Raw genomic sequence first — 19344 nt, 5'->3', positions numbered from 1 at the left:
TTAACCCAATCGAAAACAAGCGGTCGGATTTAACCAAAATTTTACTATGAGCGAACAATTACTAGACGGTGTGCCACTTACCGCCCTTTCCGGGGTGGGTGCGGCGATTGCGGAAAAACTTAGCCGAATCGGCATTAATAACGTGCAAGATCTGTTATTTCATTTGCCTTATCGCTATGAAGATCGTACTCGAATTACACCGATTATCGATGTGCGTCCGGAAAGTTTTTCAACTATCGAAGGCATCGTGCAACTTACCGAAGTGCAATTCGGTCGCCGCCCGATTTTGTCCACCGTACTTTCTGACGGCACCAGTAAAATTACGCTGAAATTCTTCAATTTTAATGCGGGAATGAAAAACAGCCTGACCGCCGGCACACGTGTAAAAGCTTTTGGCGAAATCAAACGTGGGCGTTTTATGGCGGAAATTCATCACCCCGAATATCAAATTATTCGCAATAATCAACCGCTTGAACTTGCCGAAACTTTAACGCCGATTTACTCCACCACAGAAGGTTTAAAGCAAAATTCGTTACGTAAACTCACCGAGCAAGCATTAGCGTTATTAGATAAAATCAAAGTCGGTGAACTGTTGCCGGACGAATACAATCCGCATAAATACAGCTTAAAAGAAGCGTTGCAATTATTACACCGCCCGCCACCGGATATTTCTGCCGAACAGTTGGAAAAAGGTGAGCATCCGGCACAAAAACGGCTGATTTTTGAAGAATTACTGGCGCACAACTTAGCAATGCAGCAAGTACGAGTCGGAGTCAATCAGCTTACTGCTACACCGCTATGTTATCAAACCGATCTCAAAAGTCGCTTTTTGGCGAGCTTGCCGTTTAAACCGACCAACGCCCAAAGCCGTGTGACGGCGGATATCGAGCAAGATTTAGCCAAATCCTCACCAATGATGCGATTAGTACAAGGCGATGTCGGATCGGGCAAAACTTTAGTTGCTGCGCTTGCCGCCCTGCTTGCGATTGATAACGGTAAACAAGTGGCATTAATGGCACCGACTGAAATCCTCGCTGAACAGCACGCCAATAACTTTGCCAACTGGCTACGCCCGTTCGGTATTGAGGTCGGCTGGCTTGCCGGTAAAGTAAAAGGCAAAGCTCGCACCGCACAACGGGAAGCAATTAAAAACGGCGAGGTGCAGATGATTATCGGCACGCACGCCCTCTTCCAAGAAAGTGTGGAGTTTCATAACCTCGCATTAGTGATTATTGATGAACAACACCGTTTCGGTGTACATCAACGCTTAACCCTACGTGAAAAAGGGGCAAAAGACGGCATTTATCCGCACCAGCTGATTATGACAGCTACACCAATTCCTCGTACTTTAGCGATGACGGTCTATGCTGATCTGGATACTTCGATTATTGATGAGCTACCACCGGGGAGAACACCAATTACCACTGTGGCGATTTCAGAAGATAGACGAGATGAAATCGTCCGTCGTGTGTACGCCGCCTGTAAAAATGAAAAACGCCAAGCCTATTGGGTTTGTACATTAATTGATGAATCGGAAGTCTTGGAAGCACAAGCAGCGGCAGCGATTGCCGAAGATTTACAACGAGCGTTACCGGACTTACGTATCGGCTTGGTACACGGACGCATGAAACCGCAAGAAAAGCAAGAAATTATGGCTGAATTTAAAGCGGCAAATATTGATTTATTGGTTGCCACAACGGTAATTGAAGTCGGCGTTGATGTGCCGAATGCCAGCCTAATGATTATCGAGAACTCCGAACGTTTAGGACTTGCTCAACTACATCAGTTACGTGGACGTGTCGGACGTGGGGCAACCGCTTCGCATTGCGTATTACTTTATAAACCGCCGCTTGGCAAAATTTCGAGTAAACGCTTACAAGTGTTGCGTGACAGTCAAGACGGTTTCTATATTGCCGAGAAGGATTTAGAAATTCGTGGCACGGGTGAAATTCTCGGCACCAAACAAACCGGTATGGCGGAATTTAAAGTAGCGAATTTAATGCGAGATCGCAAAATGATTCCACTAGTACAAAACTATGCCAAGCAAATTATTCAGCAAAATCCACCGCTTGCAGAAGCGCTGATTCACCGCTGGCTTGGCGAGCGTACCGAATATAGTAATGCTTAACCACAGGCGGTTTGATTGATAGGATTTTTTGCAAGAAAAGCCGTATTTCGGACCGCTTGTTTTGCTTATTGAAAGCTAATTGAGCTTATAAATATCCCCTCCGGCAATATACATTTCCCTAAATTCCAATATTTGTTATCTTGATTTTGCAAGGGATAAACCCGTAAATCATCTTCCTTTAGGTTGACCACTTTCAGCAATCGTTCCAATACCTCATCTAGTCCCTTTTTTGTTCCCTCAAACAAGAATAAGCTATATTGTAACGGCATCGCAAATTGAATAACCGTGCGATAAGCCTGTTGTAAACGTTTTTCATTACCAATATCGTAACCAATTAAATATTGCATTTTTTCCTCACGATAAAACCTGTCTAAAATAATTGTCTTCAAAATGTTGAGATTCTATAGGCGATATTTCAACCTGAATATCTTTTCTTTGTTGCGGTTTATAACCAAGCTCATACTCCCTAATCATTTTTACTAATTCAGAGCATTGGGCATTAAGTGACTTACGAAATTTTTCTGCAACCTTTTCAAACTCACTATAAAATAAAATCCGTTGTTCTTTATTAATATGACATCCTTCAATATTATGAATCGTAAAATCTTGTGCTGAAAAAACTGCTTGTTGAAACGCATCTAATAACCATTCATCAAATTGTGGACGTAACACTTCCATCACATCACAAGCAAGTGATTCTCGACCATAATCTAAACTGTGATAAAAGCCGACATAAGGCTCTAAGCCGACACCATAAAGTGCTAAAACCGCTTCAGAATGTAATAAGGTATAGCCTAGTGATAACATTGCATTAAAAGGATCGCGTGGAGGGCGGCGGTTACGTCCGTTAAAATTTAAATCACGAGGTAGTAATAACGCCAAAGCTGAAAAATAGATAGTAGCAGCTTTTCCTTCAATACCTCGTAAAGCGGAGATTGAGTGCTGTTCAACAATTTGAGCCATTATTTGCTCAAACTCACTTAATAAGGTTTTTACATCTGTATAAATTTTGGCAAAACGGACTAAAATGGCTTTTTGAGAAAGTAGCTTTAAAGAAACGATATATTTAGCGACTTGTAGGGAAAAGGCAGGATCTTGCGAGAGTCGGAATTGTTTAATACGTCTTTCCGCATCATTATGTGGTTGTGGCATAAATAACATAGGAATATTCTTTCTGCCTTGTAAAAAGATCACGCCTATCTTTTTCTCGCCCAATTTTGCCAGTAATGATGCCTGTAGAGAAATATCCCCTTTTATATATAATCTATCTAATGGAGCAAGTGGTATAGTTGCAATTCGCTCTCCCTGTTCATAACCAATCAATACTTCTCCGTCCAATTTTAATTCCGTACAGCGTCTGTCAATATATAAAGTTGCCATCTTTCTTTCCCCCTAGACAATTAAAAACGGCTGATCCAAAGTGAGTAATTTTGCCGTGCCGAATAACATCGGTTTAGTATCTTTCGGTAATTGGAAAATCAGCAATCGATCCGCCGAACAATCCATCAGCTCAGATAGCTGTTGCTTAAATTGCAATAATTCCTTGGCAGTTAACCAACATTCATAAAATGACTTTTGTCCACCTATGGCATAAGCGGAAAGTGTTTTATGGATACGGTAACGCCGTTTCGAACAAGCAATATCGTATGCCACTAAATAACGAATACGTGGTTGCCCCATATATTTTCCTTATCAATCAAGGATAATCATTTTAAGAATAGCAAATCGCCAGTTTTCACTGGCTGTGGTTTTTATATAAAGCATCTAAGAATTGCAAAATAAATTCCATAACCTCTCCCTTATCCATAAATATTTAATGTTGCGTAGTATAGGGAAAAATGTTTATGAAACACCAATATACAAATTTGTATCACTCAAAAGTCCCTTTTAAACAGGGCGAAATCTTTCGATACATCGCAACGGACTGGACACCAGCTCCGGAAGAGTCTTAATTCCTTTGAGGCAGGGCGAAATCTTTCGATACGGACATTACAAGACATGGGTGTCAGTGATTTCAGTCTTAATCCCTTTGAGGCAGGGCGAAATCTTTCGATATGCGATTCGCTTACTGGCAAAGATTTATGCGGACGTCTTAATCCCTTTTAGGCAGGGCGAAATCTTTCGATGTAAAGCGTTAAATATTAACGGCTTATCTTATAAAAGTCTTAATCCCTTTTAGGCAGGGCGAAATCTTTCGATTATTACTGGTTCTCAAGATAGCAAAGGTAGATTAGTCTTAATCCCTTTTAGGCAGGGCGAAATCTTTCGATCGTAAAATGCTTTTAGCAATGATGAGTTAAAAGGAATGTCTTAATCCCTTTTAGGCAGGGCGAAATCTTTCGATATGAATGGTGTTGTTGGATACCAGGTATTCAATCCGTCTTAATCCCTTTTAGGCAGGGCGAAATCTTTCGATAAAAAAATATTCAGATTTAAATTTAAAACTTCTGTCTTAATCCCTTTTAGGCAGGGCGAAATCTTTCGATATAACAATAGTTATTATATAAGTGACGATAAGTTGTGTCTTAATCCCTTTTAGGCAGGGCGAAATCTTTCGATTGATGAATTTAGAGCCAGTCTAAGACGCCGTGAAGAGTCTTAATCCCTTTTAGGCAGGGCGAAATCTTTCGATAACAAAAAATCGACGAAGCGAATGCTAAAATTCGGTCTTAATCCCTTTTAGGCAGGGCGAAATCTTTCGATGAAAATATCACAGAAGAACTAGAAAAAGAATTCTTCGTCTTAATCCCTTTTAGGCAGGGCGAAATCTTTCGATCTGACTTTATCTATAAATTAAGAGATAATGATTAGTCTTAATCCCTTTTAGGCAGGGCGAAATCTTTCGATATTAAGACGACTCTTAAGAACATCTCTATAATGAAATGTCTTAATCCCTTTTAGGCAGGGCGAAATCTTTCGATATAACGGATGATGAAACTGCCGAGTGGAAATTAGCGTCTTAATCCCTTTTAGGCAGGGCGAAATCTTTCGATTTAAATCACCTTTGAAAGACTGTGCGTTTTTATGTCTTAATCCCTTTTAGGCAGGGCGAAATCTTTCGATAGCACATATTGAAAAATCGCTTTACTATTCAATATGTTATAAGTCAATTTAGGTATATCCCTTATGTAAGTAAACGTAAACCAAAAAATGTCTATTTAATACTCAAAAATATGATTAAAGATTCATTAGACTACTATCGTAGATATAGTGTAAATATACTATAATTTATAATTAGTATCAAATCCTATGGGCTAATCTTTTTATAAAGAAAGAGTTGTTTACCTAAGCCTTTAATTTACTTGTTAAATTACATCACTTACAAAATCCCCAATATTTTTCAACCATAACAAAAGAGCTTAGAAAGTTTCATTTCTAAGCTCTATTAATGCCAGTTAACGGACTGGCAGCCGTTATTCCTTAATTAAACCATTCTTTCATCTTTATTTTTGCCTGTCGTATATGCACCTGATGAGTATAAATTGCAACCGAAGTTAATGCCGCTGTAAGTGCTGTAAGGTCATCACTAAAACCCACAACAGGAATGGTGTCCGGAATCACATCTATCGGTAAAATAAAGTATCCGAGAGCAGACCAAATAATTGTTTTAGCTTTCAATGGCGTATTTTTATCATTAACTACATAATAGAGGATTAATACTTTTTCTATCACTTCTCGCCCTGCCTCCATAGCATAATTACAAATTTTGGACCATAAATCAGCGTTTGAATAATCTTGTTTTGGCATATGACGTTTTAATTGATATTGATGATTTGCATTTTGTTTATTTACTAATTTTGACATGTTATTTTCCTTCTCTATATGTAATTAAATTTATCTTTTTCTCATTTTAAGTTAGGGGAAGCGTAAGCGACGACATCCCCATATGTTCATTTAAACTTTAATCCAAGAAGCCCAATTCATCAGCAATCATATAACCAGTTACACCTACAACAACGCCGACCGTTAATCCCTTCCAAAAACCTGAGGTCTGTTGTGTTCTTGATGGCTGATGACGGAAATGCGGATTACGTTGGTTATGATTCACTGTGCTTCTACCCTCTTGATGCGTTTTATTATTTCGATTTGTTTGTTTCATTTGATCACCTCTTGATTTTTTGTACGCTGCATTATTTGGATTTAATTGGTTAGAACGATTATCTTTTGCCTTTTTATAAGCTATATTATTTGGATTAAGTTGGTTTGCGTGATGGTCTCTTGCCTGTTTATACTGTTTACTATTTGGATTCATTTGGTTTGCACGGTTATTCATTGCTGCTTTATTTAATTTTTTCATATTTTTTCCTTTTCTTTTGTTAATTTAATCATGCGTTTAGGTTCGCCAACATCTCTTTTATTGTCAGATAGCAACTTACTTTAGAATCGCATCGGCGGTAAAAAAACAAGATTGTCGTAAAAATTTTCTGCTTTAATCATCTTTTTGTCCTCGTTGTTAATATGGTTGAGAATATTACGCTCTTTCCTACCGCTTTTAGCATTTTGCAAATTTGTTCCTTGGTTAATTTGGAGGTATCAACCACACCTGCTTCCGCTATTCCTCAAAAATATTTTCAAGGGCTTCCGCTAATGCCGCTAAAAATAAATCTTCTAGCATTGCTATCTCCTTATTGTTTGTTGAAATTAGTTTATAAAATTTTTTACGCATTAATGTGAATTAAAAATTTGTACATTTAGCTGTTTGCAATTTATTTGTTACATCACACTGCTTGATTGATGTGAGGTATTATAGAGAAATGGGAAAAGAGTGGAGGGAAATGCAAATTTGTAAGAGATATAATTAAAAATTTCTAAAAACACATAAAAATAATCAAAAAGTTGCGGCTGAAATTCTTTTTTGCAAAAATACGACATTCAAAATTAAAAAGAGAAGTCGAAATGGAAATGCAAGACCCGATTGGTGCATTATGGTTAATTCAAGAATATGACATACCGCTGTTTTTACCTTTAATCGTAAAAAGTGGTATTGCTTCCCGCCGAGTGACCGAAAAAATCAGCGAAACCGGCTTTCGGATCGAACTGTATCAAGAAAAAGCTCGCCCAGAGGCGACTTTAATCTCTCATTTACAATTTCATCTTAAACACGAAATCATCAATTTAGAATTTTTAGCCCGTTTCTTTAAGAAAGTAGGTTGTAAAGAAATTCAGCAATGGATAAATGATGAACCTACCGGTCAATATGCTCGCCGAGCGGCATTTCTTTATGAATGGCTGACGGAAGAAAAGTTACAAGTGCCTGAAAATATTGGCGGAAATTATGTCGATGTTCTCAATGATCAATGGGTCGTGACTGCAAGTCCCAATCAAGTTGAAAAAAACAGTCGTTGGCGAGTAAATAATAATTTAGCCGGAACGGCTGATTTCTGCCCTATCCTATTGAAAAATGATGCTTTTTTACAGAGTGTCGAACTTAATATCTCCGTATTGCTTAATGAGTTAATTGCCGAGTTTGGCGAGGACTTACTGATGAGATCTTCGGTATGGCTTACATTACGAGAAAGTAAAGCAAGCTTTACTATTGAAGGGGAAGGTAATCAAACTGATAGAATAGCTCGTTTTGCGGATGTTATTGCCCGTAATACGGGAAAAGGAGATTTACCGTTAACGCAGGAAGCTCTCGCTCGTTTACAGCAGGAAATCTTAGGGAATCAAACAGTAATTAATCATTATGGCATCCGTCAATCGCCCGTTTTTGTTGGACAAACTTATCGATTTAAGGAAATCGTGCATTATATTGCTCCGCCTTATGAATATTTACCTCAAAAACTGCGAGGTATCTTACAGTTTTGGCAAAAAACCATTGGACAATCTGCCATTATGCGAAGTGCTGTTGTTTCATTCGGCTTTGTGTATTTACACCCTTTGGCGGATGGTAATGGGCGTGTACACCGCTTTTTATTCAATGACACATTAAAACGAGATGGTGTTTTACCGGATAACGTTATTTTGCCGATTTCCGGTGTTATCGCAGAATCTGCCGCCGAGCGTTTGCATTATGCGAATATGCTTGATGAAATCTCTAAACCGTTAATGGAAAATTTATATGGTTTATATTCATTTTCAAAAGAACACTATACCTATGCGGATGGAATTAAATCCAATTTATGTTTTAATGAGAATCAACTCGCTGAACCCTTATGGCGTTATCCGGACTTAACTAAACACGTTATTTATTTAGCAGGTTTAATCCAAAAAGTGATTGAAAGCGATATGAGAGAAGAATCGAAATATCTGCAACAACACGAACAAGCAAGAGAAGCGGTCAAAAATATTGTCGATATGCCAAATCATTATATTGATCGTATTATTCGCAGTATTTTGCAAAATAATGGTGTGGTGGGTAATAAACTCGTTAAAGAATTTCCATTCTTGGCAGATAAAACTGTCGAGGACAAGCTCGTGAAACAGATTGCCAGCATTTTCCAAACATAAAAATAAAGGCTTAGAAAGTTTCATTTCTAAGCTCTATTAATGCCAGTTAACGGACTGGCAGCCGTTATTCCTTAATTAAACCATTCTTTCATCTTTATTTTTGCCTGTCGTATATGCACCTGATGAGTATAAATTGCAACCGAAGTTAATGCCGCTGTAAGTGCTGTAAGGTCATCACTAAAACCCACAACAGGAATGGTGTCCGGAATCACATCTATCGGTAAAATAAAGTATCCGAGAGCAGACCAAATAATTGTTTTAGCTTTCAATGGCGTATTTTTATCATTAACTACATAATAGAGGATTAATACTTTTTCTATCACTTCTCGCCCTGCCTCCATAGCATAATTACAAATTTTGGACCATAAATCAGCGTTTGAATAATCTTGTTTTGGCATATGACGTTTTAATTGATATTGATGATTTGCATTTTGTTTATTTACTAATTTTGACATGTTATTTTCCTTCTCTATATGTAATTAAATTTATCTTTTTCTCATTTTAAGTTAGGGGAAGCGTAAGCGACGACATCCCCATATGTTCATTTAAACTTTAATCCAAGAAGCCCAATTCATCAGCAACCATATAACCAGTTACACCTACAACAACGCCGACCGTTAATCCCTCCCAAAAACCTGAGGTCTGTTGTGTTCTTGATGGCTGATGACGGAAATGCGGATTACGTTGGTTATGATTCACTGTGCTTCTACCCTCTTGATGCGTTTTATTATTTCGATTTGTTTGTTTCATTTGATCACCTCTTGATTTTTTGTACGCTGCATTATTTGGATTTAATTGGTTAGAACGATTATCTTTTGCCTTTTTATAAGCTATATTATTTGGATTAAGTTGGTTTGCGTGATGGTCTCTTGCCTGTTTATACTGTTTACTATTTGGGTTCATTTGGTTTGCACGGTTATTCATTGCTGCTTTATTTAATTTTTTCATATTTTTTCCTTTTCTTTTGTTAATTTAATCATGCGTTTAAGTTCGCCAACATTTCTTTTATTGTCAGATAACAGCTTGCTTTAAAATCGCATATACTTGATAAATTCGGTTGCTATAAATACAAATCAACTCTCTAACATAATCTTCTACTTATGTTACTGTGTTGAAGCCATTTTATAAAATTTCATCTGTGAGTGGCCAAATAGCAAATTTGCACTTTATTTGTTACTTCACACTGTTTGCTTGATGTGGTGCATTATAGAGAAATGGAAAAAGGATAGCGGGAAATGCAAATTTGTATGAAAAAGAAAACCGCCCGAAGGCGGTTTGATTAGAGGAGATTTAAACGTTTTAATTCAGGTTCGATTTCTGAAATATCTACGTCTTCAACGTCAAGATGATAGCAATAGTTTTTAGAATAAGGAATATAACGAGATTTTCCCCCTTTTCCTATAGAAAACGCTTTTTTAACATCATTGCTAATGCTTGTACGGGAATCTCGAATCATATCGCTAAATCTTGAATAAGCACTATTAAATTCACTAATTAAATCTTCAGCGGTTTTGATAATTTTAGTATCTGGTAATATCTCAATAGAACTTGATGCTAAATATGTATAAATCTTAGCATAGATTTCTGTGAGTTCAGATAATACTTTTGGATCATTAATATCAAATTTTTTTCCTTTGATACGAGAAATAACTAAACTTAAAAGAAAAGCATATCCCCTAGGAGACAATTGCACTTCTGATGTTCCAAATTGAACCTGTCTCAGTTCAATCTCATATAAGAAAGTCAATTTCGGCTCTTTTAATAATTCCTGAGCATTTTTTACTGATTGGCTATAACTCACCTTATTATCTTTCAGATCTTCAGGCACACCTAACCCCAATCTTACCCATGGAATTTCTGCCAACATAATGTTGGCTTGGGAAGCATCGAGTTCTTTACCGTCACGATTAATAATAAGATGTTGCTGTGGCTTACGGTAATAGAAATTCGGCAAGGTTTCAAATTGCTCATCAACTAAAACATGTGAAAGGCTATCTTGTTCTCGTCCGTAAAGTGATAAGGCATAACCCATAAAAAAGCCCATGGTTTTCCGTCCACCCGCAATGGAAACATGCAACTGACTTTCTTCATCTTGGCATAATGTCCCTACTAATTTTACAATATTGTCTGCAGCAAATTCATTTTCCTGTGGTGTGCGAATATCGGGCAATTTTTCACCGCTTGTATCTTCAATGATATGAATACAGCTTTCATCAAAATGAATTTGAGTAAAGCCGTAGTGTGAGCCATAGTCATCAATAAACTCTTGCAATGCCCCTTTGCGTTCTTTACGTCCACCTTCAATACCAAGCAAAGCTGAAAGTAATTTATTTTTACCTTGAATAGTAGTGATCACTTGAATTTCAGTTGGGATAAAGTTTTTTTCCGTAACCAAAGCATAGAGTGTTTCTGTGACTACCGCTGGCGACATTCCTGTTACTGAGAGTAAAATGCGTTTATTGTAGGTTTTCACTATCTAGCCCCTATCCATTTAGCAATCTGTTTATCAAAATCTTTTACTTCAAAGCCTGAAATAATATGAACACCAGCGGCCTTCGCTCGTTGTTTCACGACATGAGGAACTTTCTCATAGCTAAGCAAACAAGTTTTTGTCATTGAGCCACCATATTTTTTTAATGCTTCTAATTTATAAATAATTTTTGCTCCTGTATCAGATGAAATCTGCCCTGATTTACATTCAATGATATGAAGTTTATCTTTTGCAATAAATACAACATCTAATTCATTTTTATTAAAATCATCATTTTGATATTCATTACCGTAGATATCATTACTTACATTCAAACCACATTGCATATCCTTTACATCATTATTTTCTTTTAGTTTGCTGTATGCAAATTCCTCAAACCAGCCTCCATTTGTGAAAAATTTTTCTGAGTGGCTTTTATAATCAATAGTTTTACCATTAAATTTAATAACCCCATTATTTTTATCTGCCACCGATAATTGATTTAGCAATTTAATAAAATTTGCATCCTGCAAATCTTCTTTTTCTAGCTCAGATTTAAAGTTTTTCACTCGATTGCCATACCAATTCAATTTATAAACATAAGAACTAAATGAGTTATACCCATTAATAAATGCTGAAACCATAGCATTCAAACGAGCTCGATTTATTTTAGTAAATGTTGGATTTGATTTAATACCATAAGCTGTCAAATATGTTTGTAATGTAATTTTAGAATTTAAACTAATATCAGGAAGATATGTTCCATCTTTTAATTGATAAAGAAAAGATATCCGATTAGATTTAGCCTCAAGGTAAAATACAGCTTTATGATATTTTCTGAATATATTATTAGCTGCGATGACCATAGATTTAGTACCACCGGTAGCATTAAGAGCAATATTTTCATCTTTATATTCTTTACAAATATGAGAAAATTCTTCCTCTAAATACTTAAAGTTAGAAACATTTTTTATATATCTATTTATTACTGAGATCCCTTGTGCCTCAAAAACAAAATTTAGAGCATTAGCTTCATCAATCATATCCTCAGAAATAATAAAAATAGCCTGTTTAGGTTTAAAATCAGTATCTAAAATAGGTAATAAGTTTGCTGCTGCTTGCCCGGAAATTAAACAAACGTGAATATCATATTTTTGCATAAATAGCCCTTATAATTTTTGAATATAAAATGGTTCAATTGAACAACCCTGTTTTACTAGTTGCTCGCAGGTTAATTCTGTACCCCGTTGTTCACGAATAACATTAACCGATAAAAAATAAAATTTTGCCCCTTTTTGGCAAATTTCAGCCGCTAAATGGATCGGTAAAGTGCCGATAACAACGTCATCAGCTTGGATCTCTGCAACATTAAGATGTTGTTCAAAGTGATCAATATGGATTGCTTGTTGCTTAATCCAATCAATTGCTCCTTGATGTCTTGAAATAAACCATACCGCCATTTTTAGTCCTCCGAATGAAAAGAAATAAGTATAGCAAGCGGTAAAATAAGTAGTGAAAATTACAAATTTGTAATCTGATATTTACCCAACCCAAAAGTGGCATTTTTACCACAATGTAACCACTGTCCAATATATAAAAGTTGTGCCAATTCAGTAGATAAGCTATTAAACTGCCAACTGCCTATTACGCCACCTAATTTCATTCGCTGATCTTGGCGAGATGAATACCTTGTCCAATCTTGCCAACGGAGATTTTTATTTTCTTTTACTTGCGAAATATCATATTTAATTTGCTCGAAATTTAAATTTAATAGCTGGAAATGAAATTCGCTTAATAACGAAATACGTTTTGCCAATGAAATAAAAAATCGTTCGGCATTGATTTGATCTTCTCTCAATGGTTTTCCGTTTTCTTGTAAGCGTAGTGGTGTTTCGATTTGAATAGATAATGTTTCAGGAAATGCTATCGGGATAAAAATTTTTTTATCATATTCAATAATATTATCGTTAACCAAAATCGTTTCACAGGCGGTCTGATTTTGATTGCATTTTTCAATACCAATTAAACTCGCTTTTCCTTTTTCCTTACCGATACCATATTCAAAAGCACGTTTAAAGGCGAAAGCAATCAGAGGAAGTTGTTCGATCAATCTGCCAAATAACACAAGTGAAAATGTTAATATTTCTCCAGTATGATATAAATGTTCACCCCACTTAGGTGGCTCAATAATATAACCATTCGGTACTTGGCTGAATTTTTGTAGCTCGTGAGATTCTGGTGCCGGTGTTTCAAAAATATTGGTATAAGGACAACTGCGATAAAGCGGGCAACCCTTACAATCAGATTGCTTAGTCATACAAGCAATTTTACGTAGTGCTCTCCCAAAAGCACCACGTAAAGTTGAGCCTGCGTATTCAGGTAATAAAATAGGTTCGGTTACCTTAAAATAAAATTGATAACGAACGATGGGAAATTGAATTAAAGTCATTATGAAACCAGTTTATTGATCCACTTTTTAATCGTTTTTTCAGTATCTTTCTTTTTAAAATCAATTTTTGACCTTAAAAGATCAACGGTAATTTTTTCACACACGAATTGCCTATCTTGAATCTGCCAAGAAAGAGCTTGTTCAAATAACTTTTGGGCTTCTTTTAATAAAGGAGATCCCGTATTATCTGCTTGTCTTTCTCTCGTGTTTTCAACCTTCTCAACAAAATCGATAATTATTTTTTGATTTTCATTGAGAGAATTTAACATCGCAATTTTAGCTAATTCTGCTTCTTTTTCAGCTTGCAATTTTGCTTCTGCTTCTGCTTTTAATTTCGCTTGTTTGACTTTTTGCTCTTCACGTTTTACTAAAATAGCTGAGCGATCAAAACTGGATTTAGGCTGTGTATTGCACCAAGCTTTTAACTCACTATTTTCTTCTTGAGGATCATATTCTAATAATGCCCACCCAAAAGGTAATAAATCTGTTTGTTGGCGATCATTTGAGCCAGCAAGCCAAATAGTTGTTGGACTATCTTTAAAATTCGGTGGTGTCCCTTTTGCCCCCATAATTTTAATTTGAGCAATGCCCTTACCTTGATAGGTTTTACTATCTGCCCCATTTTTTCCTAATCTAATTAAAGCCACTTTTGGATTATTCAGTAAATTTTCTAATGACTTTAAATAATTTGGAGTACTTAAATGACGAGATTTTAATAACTCTACTTCCTCTTTAAAAATTGGAAGATAGAAATCTCTTAATGCTTTGAAATAATCAGTAATATTTTGCTTATTTTCAGGATTTGCCATTAATGTTAATTCACTACAATAAGCACGATATTGTCCCGCTGAAATACACTCTCGGCGTAATGCCATTGCTCGACCTTCTCCACCTGTTTTAGAAGGCTTTTTCTTAAAGTTTAATGCATAAAAAATCTTACTTTCAGTATCAACAATTGGTAAAAAATCACCAAATTTTACTGTTCTTAATTGACTATTTTCAAATTCACCAAGATAGGCTTTTAATAGCTTTCCATTATCTCTTATGCCTACTTTAGGATTGTGTTTTTCTTGGTGTGCTTTATCCAATAATGCGGTTGCTAAAGCCCCTTTGAAGCTTGATCCCGGAATATAAGGTAACTGTTTAAAAGGCTGGTAAGCAGTACGTTCAATAGCAAACTGGTTTACGACTATTTTATTACTATTATTTTCACGCTGTGCAACTTTTCCTATTTTTTCTCGATAATTCTTAGCTAATCCTTCTGATACATCAGTAAAATAATATGCGGAAGCGATAGCTTGTTCTCTTAGATTTAAAAAAAAGCGTTGAATCGCAAGTAAGTCTAAATTAGTAATGAAATTTAATAATTCTGTGCGTTGTTGATCATTTAAACTCAAATTACTTGGTTCAAAGTGAAATAACGTATTTTCATCTATTACATAATTCGTCGGCACAAAATCTTCCCCACATCCAATATGAATTGGACTGAGCGGGGTTAAATAAACCTTGTGTGTTTGCATAAATTTATTCATTTGGGAACTCCACACATAATGGTATAACAGGGGCATAACCTTGATGAATTGCATTAGGTTGAGCAAAAGAAACCCCGCCTAAGCCATTACCTAAAAACAACCGTTCTTGATACTCATTTGGGGTAAAGATTGCAGCTGGTTTTGCTAAAATAATCGGCTTTTTAAATGGATTTTCACTTAATGCTTGTACACCGCCATGGCGACCAAAACGGGTAGTAATTTGGTAGAAGCAACGTGTTTTATCCAACCCTAAATTTTTCGGCGCACAATTTGCCAACGTTAAATAGCAATTTGCATTTTTTTGGCTAAATTCGATCGCTTGATCTAATGCTACACTAAATTTGCCCAGTCCAATTGACGCATCTCGTCCAAAGCCAAATTGTCCGACATCTTGCAATACTTGCAGTACATTATCTATACTGAAACGCTGCTCATCTAATACTACATAAAGATCAAATACCTGATTTTGGGCATACCAAGTTACATTAGTAGCATAGGGGGCAAAAATATCCTCTCCTGTTGTACCTGTTTTACGATCAATCGTATTATGATATTGATCTTGGTTTTCTTTTTTGAATTCTAACTGTGCATTAATTGCAAATTCTTGCCAAAATGCCACCGCTTGTTGTTGCGTATCTTCAAATTTGACCCATTGAACCTTTTTTAATTTTTTACGGTCATTTTTATGCTCGTCACTAGTTTTCCAAAACTTAGAAGGTAAAGTCGGCAATGGTAAATAACCTTTCGGGAAAGCATCAGACACCACCATAAACGGCTTTTGTTCGGTATAACCCTCAAGCAACTGTGTTAAACGAGTCTGTCCAAAGCGGTTTGCAATCGCCCAACAAAGCTGTCCAAATAGACTATCTCCTACCAAAGGCGTACCAAATGCACTTTGTGGAGTAAGTGTAAAACGATAAAGTTTCATCTCGCCCCCTTATTTGAATGGCTCAATCTCAGCTAAATTCACGTTTTGTCCGCCAACAGTTAAATCTTCAAATTTTACTTTACCGTAACCACGAGAACCTGAACCGCCAAGACTGTCCAACTCAAGCAAACGCAAGCCTTTTAATACAAGATCGAGTAAATCTTTGCTATCTCCTTCAAATTTACGCACTGTCAATTTGAAATCAAATTCGGCTCCTGCAGGCACTCGCTCCGTTTGGCGAGGGTTACCTGCCGTCGCAGTAATACGGTCTATAGTGTTTTCGCTTTTTGCTTCGGTTAAAAGTTGATTATCTTCACGAATTGCTTTCTCCCAATCTGCATTTAAGGCACAATCCCAAAAGGCTAATCGAGATACACCGATTTCCTCCACTTCACTCTCAGCATTTTTTGTATCTCCGCTGATGCCAAATAAACGTAAGATATTTTTAATAGATTCTTTATCTTTGGCATTTTCCATATCTTTTAAACTTAGCGGTTCTTTTTTGACCTCGCCGGAACGCCACTCTAATAATGTACGGATTTTTCCTTTGAGACTTGAGCCAGGAATATAAGGTGATTGTGTAATCGGATGTTTAATCACAGAATTATCAATCCCACCAATATGCATTTCGCTATCGCCCGCACCAATATGTAAACCGGTTTGTAATACTAATTTTGCTTTAATTTCTACGATGTCAGTTAATTTCATTTTGGATTCCTATCTAATTAGTTTTTTTCTTCAAGTTTGCAAAAGCCCATTACTGCTTCCATAAATAATTTCGCATCACGTAATGTATCAACTGAATTAATTTCATCAATACAGTCATTAAAGATGTTAAGGAAATTATTATCAACGTGTTTACGCCCATTTGCATAAGCAACTTTAGCTTTTAACATTTTAATAAAAGGTAATAACTCCTTAAATTTAGCTTCCCTTTCATTTGCTTTTTTAAGAAATTGTACTCTCTCATTCCACATCGCTAATTCATCATAAAATTTACGAAGTTGGGTTGTTTTATTTGCATTTGCATTAGATTTAATTTTCTGAGCTGCAGCTTGTGCAATATCAGAAAAAATCTCATCTGGTCTTCCAGTTCCAAATTTAATATTCATAATTTTTCCTTATCGATTTTGGTAGAAATAATTAGTTAATGGAATTGCAAAATTAATTTTAAATTTGTCAATGCCGTTCTTGCCTAATGAAATCGTAAGTTCATCTAAGGCTTTATTACGTTTGTCTTTTGGTAATTTATCAACCACGTAACGTGCCGTACGGTAATAAAAACGGCTTCGCCATATTGAACTTTCAATATTTTTATTATCATTAGCTAATTCACATAAGCGAATTAACGAATAAAGATAAGAGGTTGAAACTTTATATTCTTCCGCCAAGCGGTGAATTTCTTGCTCTAAATGACAAAGATTATTCCACTCTGCCCATTTCACAGTGCGGTTGAAAATGGTCACGGCATTCTTATCGTTATCAATCCCTTTTGCTTTTTCCAACGCCTCTTCAGCTAAATCCCCCAAGCGAGGCACAGGTAAACCGACTTTGCTCATTACCATTCCTACCGAAAAGTGAATTTTCGGGTTTTCCGCTACATAGCGAGCAAAGTTTTTTTGCATTGCAAAAGCGACTTTTTGAGTAGAATACCAAGATCCAATCAAGAAAAAGTCATCACCACCAGCAAATACGGTGTACATATTTGGGCTATTTTCCGCACAATAAGCTGGTAGCCATAGGCTGAAAAATTGGTTCATTTGGCGAGAAAGGCTTGCCATTTTTGCAATATTTGGTGGTGTAATGCCTTTTTGGAAAATTGTCCCGAGATTATCCACATCACCTTTTAATGTCATCAATGCCACCTGTCCTTTTCCATCTTGGTGATTTTGCTCGGCAATTTTATCAAACGTCACAATTTTCCCGTCGTCAAACGGCACATAGGCATTGATGTAACGACGAGCATAGCCTTGCCACATTGTGTCTTGAGTATTTCTCGGCAAAGAGAAATCCCAGAATCGATAAATCTGATTCGCTTTTACAAATTTACCAAATTCACCTGTATCAGGATCTTCTTCGGTAAATAGAATACGATAATCAAAAATATCTAGTTTTAATGGTACAGTTTTGTCTGACTTATAAAAGTTTGTGTCTTTATTACAAATAATAATGCGATCTTTTTTCGCTAACATTTCACCAATTTTAATTTGATCGGCACTGACCAACGAATAGTCACTTCCTTGCTCTGCTGGGAAATAACTATTCATTTTGCATACACCGTTTAGATAGCTTACCTCTTGCACATTGGCTGTCGTATTCGTTAAATCAAGACGTTGCAATTTTTGCACTTCCAACGCTTCAAAAAGTGATTTAACTAAGTTTTCGTATTTATCTTGGCGGAAGTTTTCTTGTGTCGCAGACTGCACCGCAATCCCTAGGCCAATCAAGCCATAAGTTTGCTCAATAAACCATGCGTTAAGTTCATCTTGTACAACTTCAATTGCATTTTTCACAGCTTGCGTATTTGGGGCGATAATTAAAAATTTTCCTGCCGCATTCATCATTTGAGAAGTCGTTGGCAAACCGCAGGCTTTCAGGATTTTTAACGCAGCTAATTCTGTGAATAAGGATACTTGGAACGACCGCCCACGTAGGATTTTCGCCGCTTGCTTATTCGATTCACTGCCGTCGGAGAAAATAAAATCCTGAATACCAAAGAAATCGCCTTGAATTAGTAAAATAGGCTGTTTTTGATCCAAATGCGGATCTGAAAGTGCAACTACAAACGCAGCTACTGCTTTACTAAAATCGTAAAGTGAAATTTCATCGCTATAAGGGCAAGCAATTTGGCTGGTAAAGCATTGTAAGGCGGTATCCAAATGATCTAGCCATAAATCAGGATTACTTTGGTGGGAAGCCGGAATCTTGTTAATTTGTTTAGAAAGTTCCTCTAAATGTGTTTTAAGTGTTCGAGGCTGTTGTTCTTTACTTGGGAAAATACTTACCGGTGCAAGCTGAGAAAAGCTATAAGAGAAATGCTTTGGATTTGTTTCACGTTCAATTCCCTCGAAGAGACTAAATAATTTTCCGTTATATTCTTTTGTCTTAGGTTTATTGCCTAATACCATTTCCTCAGCTTGTTGCAATAACGATAGTTCAATTGCTTGGAACTGCATAGGAAAAATAGGATACGTTAATTTTTGTTTTTCAAAAATTATCGTCAAATAGTGATATAACACTGAAAAAGCTAGGTTGGTTGGATTTATCATAATCACTCCAATGTAATTAACTAAACTGAAGCGATTATAGAATAAAACCTATTTTTTTCCTATTTATACAATTTTGTGTTTCAATTTTTTCCTATATTTTCTGAAATTTTTGCAAATT

Annotated in this window: 18 protein-coding genes and 1 CRISPR repeat array; of the genes, 2 read left to right on the top strand and 16 right to left on the bottom strand. The window is 36.2% G+C overall.

Annotated features, from left to right (window positions below):
* The first annotated feature begins 46 nt into the window (after nt 1-46).
* Nucleotides 47-2128, top strand: a complete 2082-nt coding sequence (gene recG, locus NYR63_RS10105; RefSeq protein ID WP_279457385.1) for an ATP-dependent DNA helicase RecG — start codon at nt 47-49, stop codon at nt 2126-2128.
* 65 nt (nt 2129-2193) lie between these two features.
* Here the strand turns inward: recG and cas2 (NYR63_RS10100) are convergent, their stop codons facing one another.
* The 5 genes from cas2 (NYR63_RS10100) to NYR63_RS10080 all read right to left on the bottom strand — a co-directional run bounded on the left by cas2 (NYR63_RS10100) (nt 2194) and on the right by NYR63_RS10080 (nt 6425).
* Complete coding sequence (gene cas2, locus NYR63_RS10100; RefSeq protein WP_279457384.1) at nt 2194-2475, bottom strand: CRISPR-associated endonuclease Cas2; 282 nt, start codon at nt 2473-2475, stop codon at nt 2194-2196.
* Nucleotides 2476-2482: 7 nt separating this feature from the next.
* Entirely contained in the window at nt 2483-3508 is a 1026-nt protein-coding gene (gene cas1, locus NYR63_RS10095; RefSeq protein WP_279457383.1) for a CRISPR-associated endonuclease Cas1, read from the bottom strand.
* 12 nt (nt 3509-3520) lie between these two features.
* Nucleotides 3521-3808, bottom strand: a complete 288-nt coding sequence (cas2, locus tag NYR63_RS10090) for a CRISPR-associated endonuclease Cas2 (protein ID WP_279457382.1) — start codon at nt 3806-3808, stop codon at nt 3521-3523.
* Nucleotides 3809-4073: 265 nt separating this feature from the next.
* Nucleotides 4074-5191: direct repeats of the CRISPR family, unit length 37 nt; unit sequence GTCTTAATCCCTTTTAGGCAGGGCGAAATCTTTCGAT.
* Nucleotides 5192-5548: 357 nt separating this feature from the next.
* Nucleotides 5549-5932, bottom strand: a complete 384-nt coding sequence (locus NYR63_RS10085; RefSeq protein ID WP_279457379.1) for a YkvA family protein — start codon at nt 5930-5932, stop codon at nt 5549-5551.
* Between the two features lie 97 nt (nt 5933-6029).
* Nucleotides 6030-6425: a hypothetical protein gene (locus tag NYR63_RS10080; RefSeq protein ID WP_279457381.1), complete on the bottom strand. Its 396-nt coding sequence runs from the start codon at nt 6423-6425 to the stop codon at nt 6030-6032.
* A gap of 599 nt (nt 6426-7024) precedes the next feature.
* On the opposite strand from NYR63_RS10080, the gene NYR63_RS10075 reads away from it, so the two are divergent.
* Nucleotides 7025-8578 carry a Fic family protein gene (locus NYR63_RS10075; RefSeq protein ID WP_279457380.1) on the top strand — a complete coding sequence of 518 codons (1554 nt, stop codon included), beginning with the start codon at nt 7025-7027 and terminating at the stop codon, nt 8576-8578.
* Between the two features lie 71 nt (nt 8579-8649).
* Here the strand turns inward: NYR63_RS10075 and NYR63_RS10070 are convergent, their stop codons facing one another.
* The 11 genes from NYR63_RS10070 to cas10 form a co-directional block, all read right to left on the bottom strand.
* On the bottom strand, nt 8650-9033 hold the full coding sequence (locus NYR63_RS10070; protein WP_279457379.1) for a YkvA family protein: 384 nt from the start codon (nt 9031-9033) through the stop codon (nt 8650-8652).
* 97 nt (nt 9034-9130) lie between these two features.
* Nucleotides 9131-9526: a hypothetical protein gene (locus NYR63_RS10065; RefSeq protein ID WP_279457378.1), complete on the bottom strand. Its 396-nt coding sequence runs from the start codon at nt 9524-9526 to the stop codon at nt 9131-9133.
* 331 nt (nt 9527-9857) lie between these two features.
* Nucleotides 9858-11051 (bottom strand): CRISPR-associated ring nuclease Csm6, encoded by a 1194-nt coding sequence (gene csm6 / locus NYR63_RS10060; RefSeq protein WP_279457377.1) that lies wholly within the window; start codon nt 11049-11051, stop codon nt 9858-9860.
* Nucleotides 11051-12208, bottom strand: coding sequence for a Card1-like endonuclease domain-containing protein (locus tag NYR63_RS10055; protein ID WP_279457376.1), 1158 nt, complete (start codon nt 12206-12208; stop codon nt 11051-11053). Before NYR63_RS10055 ends, csm6 begins: the two co-directional genes overlap by 1 nt.
* Nucleotides 12209-12217: 9 nt before the next feature.
* Nucleotides 12218-12508, bottom strand: a complete 291-nt coding sequence (csx16, locus tag NYR63_RS10050; RefSeq protein ID WP_279457375.1) for a CRISPR-associated protein Csx16 — start codon at nt 12506-12508, stop codon at nt 12218-12220.
* A 59-nt stretch (nt 12509-12567) separates the two neighbouring features.
* On the bottom strand, nt 12568-13497 hold the full coding sequence (gene cas6 / locus NYR63_RS10045; protein ID WP_279457374.1) for a CRISPR system precrRNA processing endoribonuclease RAMP protein Cas6: 930 nt from the start codon (nt 13495-13497) through the stop codon (nt 12568-12570).
* Nucleotides 13497-15029, bottom strand: a complete 1533-nt coding sequence (locus NYR63_RS10040) for an RAMP superfamily CRISPR-associated protein (protein WP_279457373.1) — start codon at nt 15027-15029, stop codon at nt 13497-13499. Before NYR63_RS10040 ends, cas6 begins: the two co-directional genes overlap by 1 nt.
* Nucleotides 15022-15957: a type III-A CRISPR-associated RAMP protein Csm4 gene (gene csm4 / locus NYR63_RS10035; RefSeq protein WP_279457372.1), complete on the bottom strand. Its 936-nt coding sequence runs from the start codon at nt 15955-15957 to the stop codon at nt 15022-15024. Before csm4 ends, NYR63_RS10040 begins: the two co-directional genes overlap by 8 nt.
* A gap of 9 nt (nt 15958-15966) precedes the next feature.
* Nucleotides 15967-16665 (bottom strand): type III-A CRISPR-associated RAMP protein Csm3, encoded by a 699-nt coding sequence (gene csm3, locus NYR63_RS10030; protein WP_279457371.1) that lies wholly within the window; start codon nt 16663-16665, stop codon nt 15967-15969.
* A gap of 17 nt (nt 16666-16682) precedes the next feature.
* The gene (csm2, locus tag NYR63_RS10025; RefSeq protein WP_279457370.1) at nt 16683-17069 is read right to left on the bottom strand and encodes a type III-A CRISPR-associated protein Csm2; all 387 of its coding nucleotides are present in this window, start codon (nt 17067-17069) and stop codon (nt 16683-16685) included.
* Between the two features lie 9 nt (nt 17070-17078).
* Nucleotides 17079-19226 carry a type III-A CRISPR-associated protein Cas10/Csm1 gene (gene cas10 / locus NYR63_RS10020; protein ID WP_279457369.1) on the bottom strand — a complete coding sequence of 716 codons (2148 nt, stop codon included), beginning with the start codon at nt 19224-19226 and terminating at the stop codon, nt 17079-17081.
* Nucleotides 19227-19344 lie beyond the last annotated feature (118 nt).

This window comes from Actinobacillus genomosp. 1, from assembly GCF_029774175.1.
Taxonomy (GTDB): domain Bacteria; phylum Pseudomonadota; class Gammaproteobacteria; order Enterobacterales; family Pasteurellaceae; genus Actinobacillus.
This window is presented reverse-complemented; position numbering and strand designations above follow the sequence as displayed.

Bases quoted from the DNA above. Each gene is read 5' to 3' on its own strand.
- recG (WP_279457385.1), top strand. From the start codon at position 47: ATGAGCGAACAATTACTAGACGGTGTGCCACTTACCGCCCTTTCCGGG.
- cas2 (WP_279457384.1), bottom strand. From the start codon at position 2,475: ATGCAATATTTAATTGGTTACGATATTGGTAATGAAAAACGTTTACAA.
- cas1 (WP_279457383.1), bottom strand. From the start codon at position 3,508: ATGGCAACTTTATATATTGACAGACGCTGTACGGAATTAAAATTGGAC.
- cas2 (WP_279457382.1), bottom strand. From the start codon at position 3,808: ATGGGGCAACCACGTATTCGTTATTTAGTGGCATACGATATTGCTTGT.
- NYR63_RS10085 (WP_279457379.1), bottom strand. From the start codon at position 5,932: ATGTCAAAATTAGTAAATAAACAAAATGCAAATCATCAATATCAATTA.
- NYR63_RS10080 (WP_279457381.1), bottom strand. From the start codon at position 6,425: ATGAAAAAATTAAATAAAGCAGCAATGAATAACCGTGCAAACCAAATG.
- NYR63_RS10075 (WP_279457380.1), top strand. From the start codon at position 7,025: ATGGAAATGCAAGACCCGATTGGTGCATTATGGTTAATTCAAGAATAT.
- NYR63_RS10070 (WP_279457379.1), bottom strand. From the start codon at position 9,033: ATGTCAAAATTAGTAAATAAACAAAATGCAAATCATCAATATCAATTA.
- NYR63_RS10065 (WP_279457378.1), bottom strand. From the start codon at position 9,526: ATGAAAAAATTAAATAAAGCAGCAATGAATAACCGTGCAAACCAAATG.
- NYR63_RS10055 (WP_279457376.1), bottom strand. From the start codon at position 12,208: ATGCAAAAATATGATATTCACGTTTGTTTAATTTCCGGGCAAGCAGCA.
- csx16 (WP_279457375.1), bottom strand. From the start codon at position 12,508: ATGGCGGTATGGTTTATTTCAAGACATCAAGGAGCAATTGATTGGATT.
- cas6 (WP_279457374.1), bottom strand. From the start codon at position 13,497: ATGACTTTAATTCAATTTCCCATCGTTCGTTATCAATTTTATTTTAAG.
- NYR63_RS10040 (WP_279457373.1), bottom strand. From the start codon at position 15,029: ATGAATAAATTTATGCAAACACACAAGGTTTATTTAACCCCGCTCAGT.
- csm4 (WP_279457372.1), bottom strand. From the start codon at position 15,957: ATGAAACTTTATCGTTTTACACTTACTCCACAAAGTGCATTTGGTACG.
- csm3 (WP_279457371.1), bottom strand. From the start codon at position 16,665: ATGAAATTAACTGACATCGTAGAAATTAAAGCAAAATTAGTATTACAA.
- csm2 (WP_279457370.1), bottom strand. From the start codon at position 17,069: ATGAATATTAAATTTGGAACTGGAAGACCAGATGAGATTTTTTCTGAT.
- cas10 (WP_279457369.1), bottom strand. From the start codon at position 19,226: ATGATAAATCCAACCAACCTAGCTTTTTCAGTGTTATATCACTATTTG.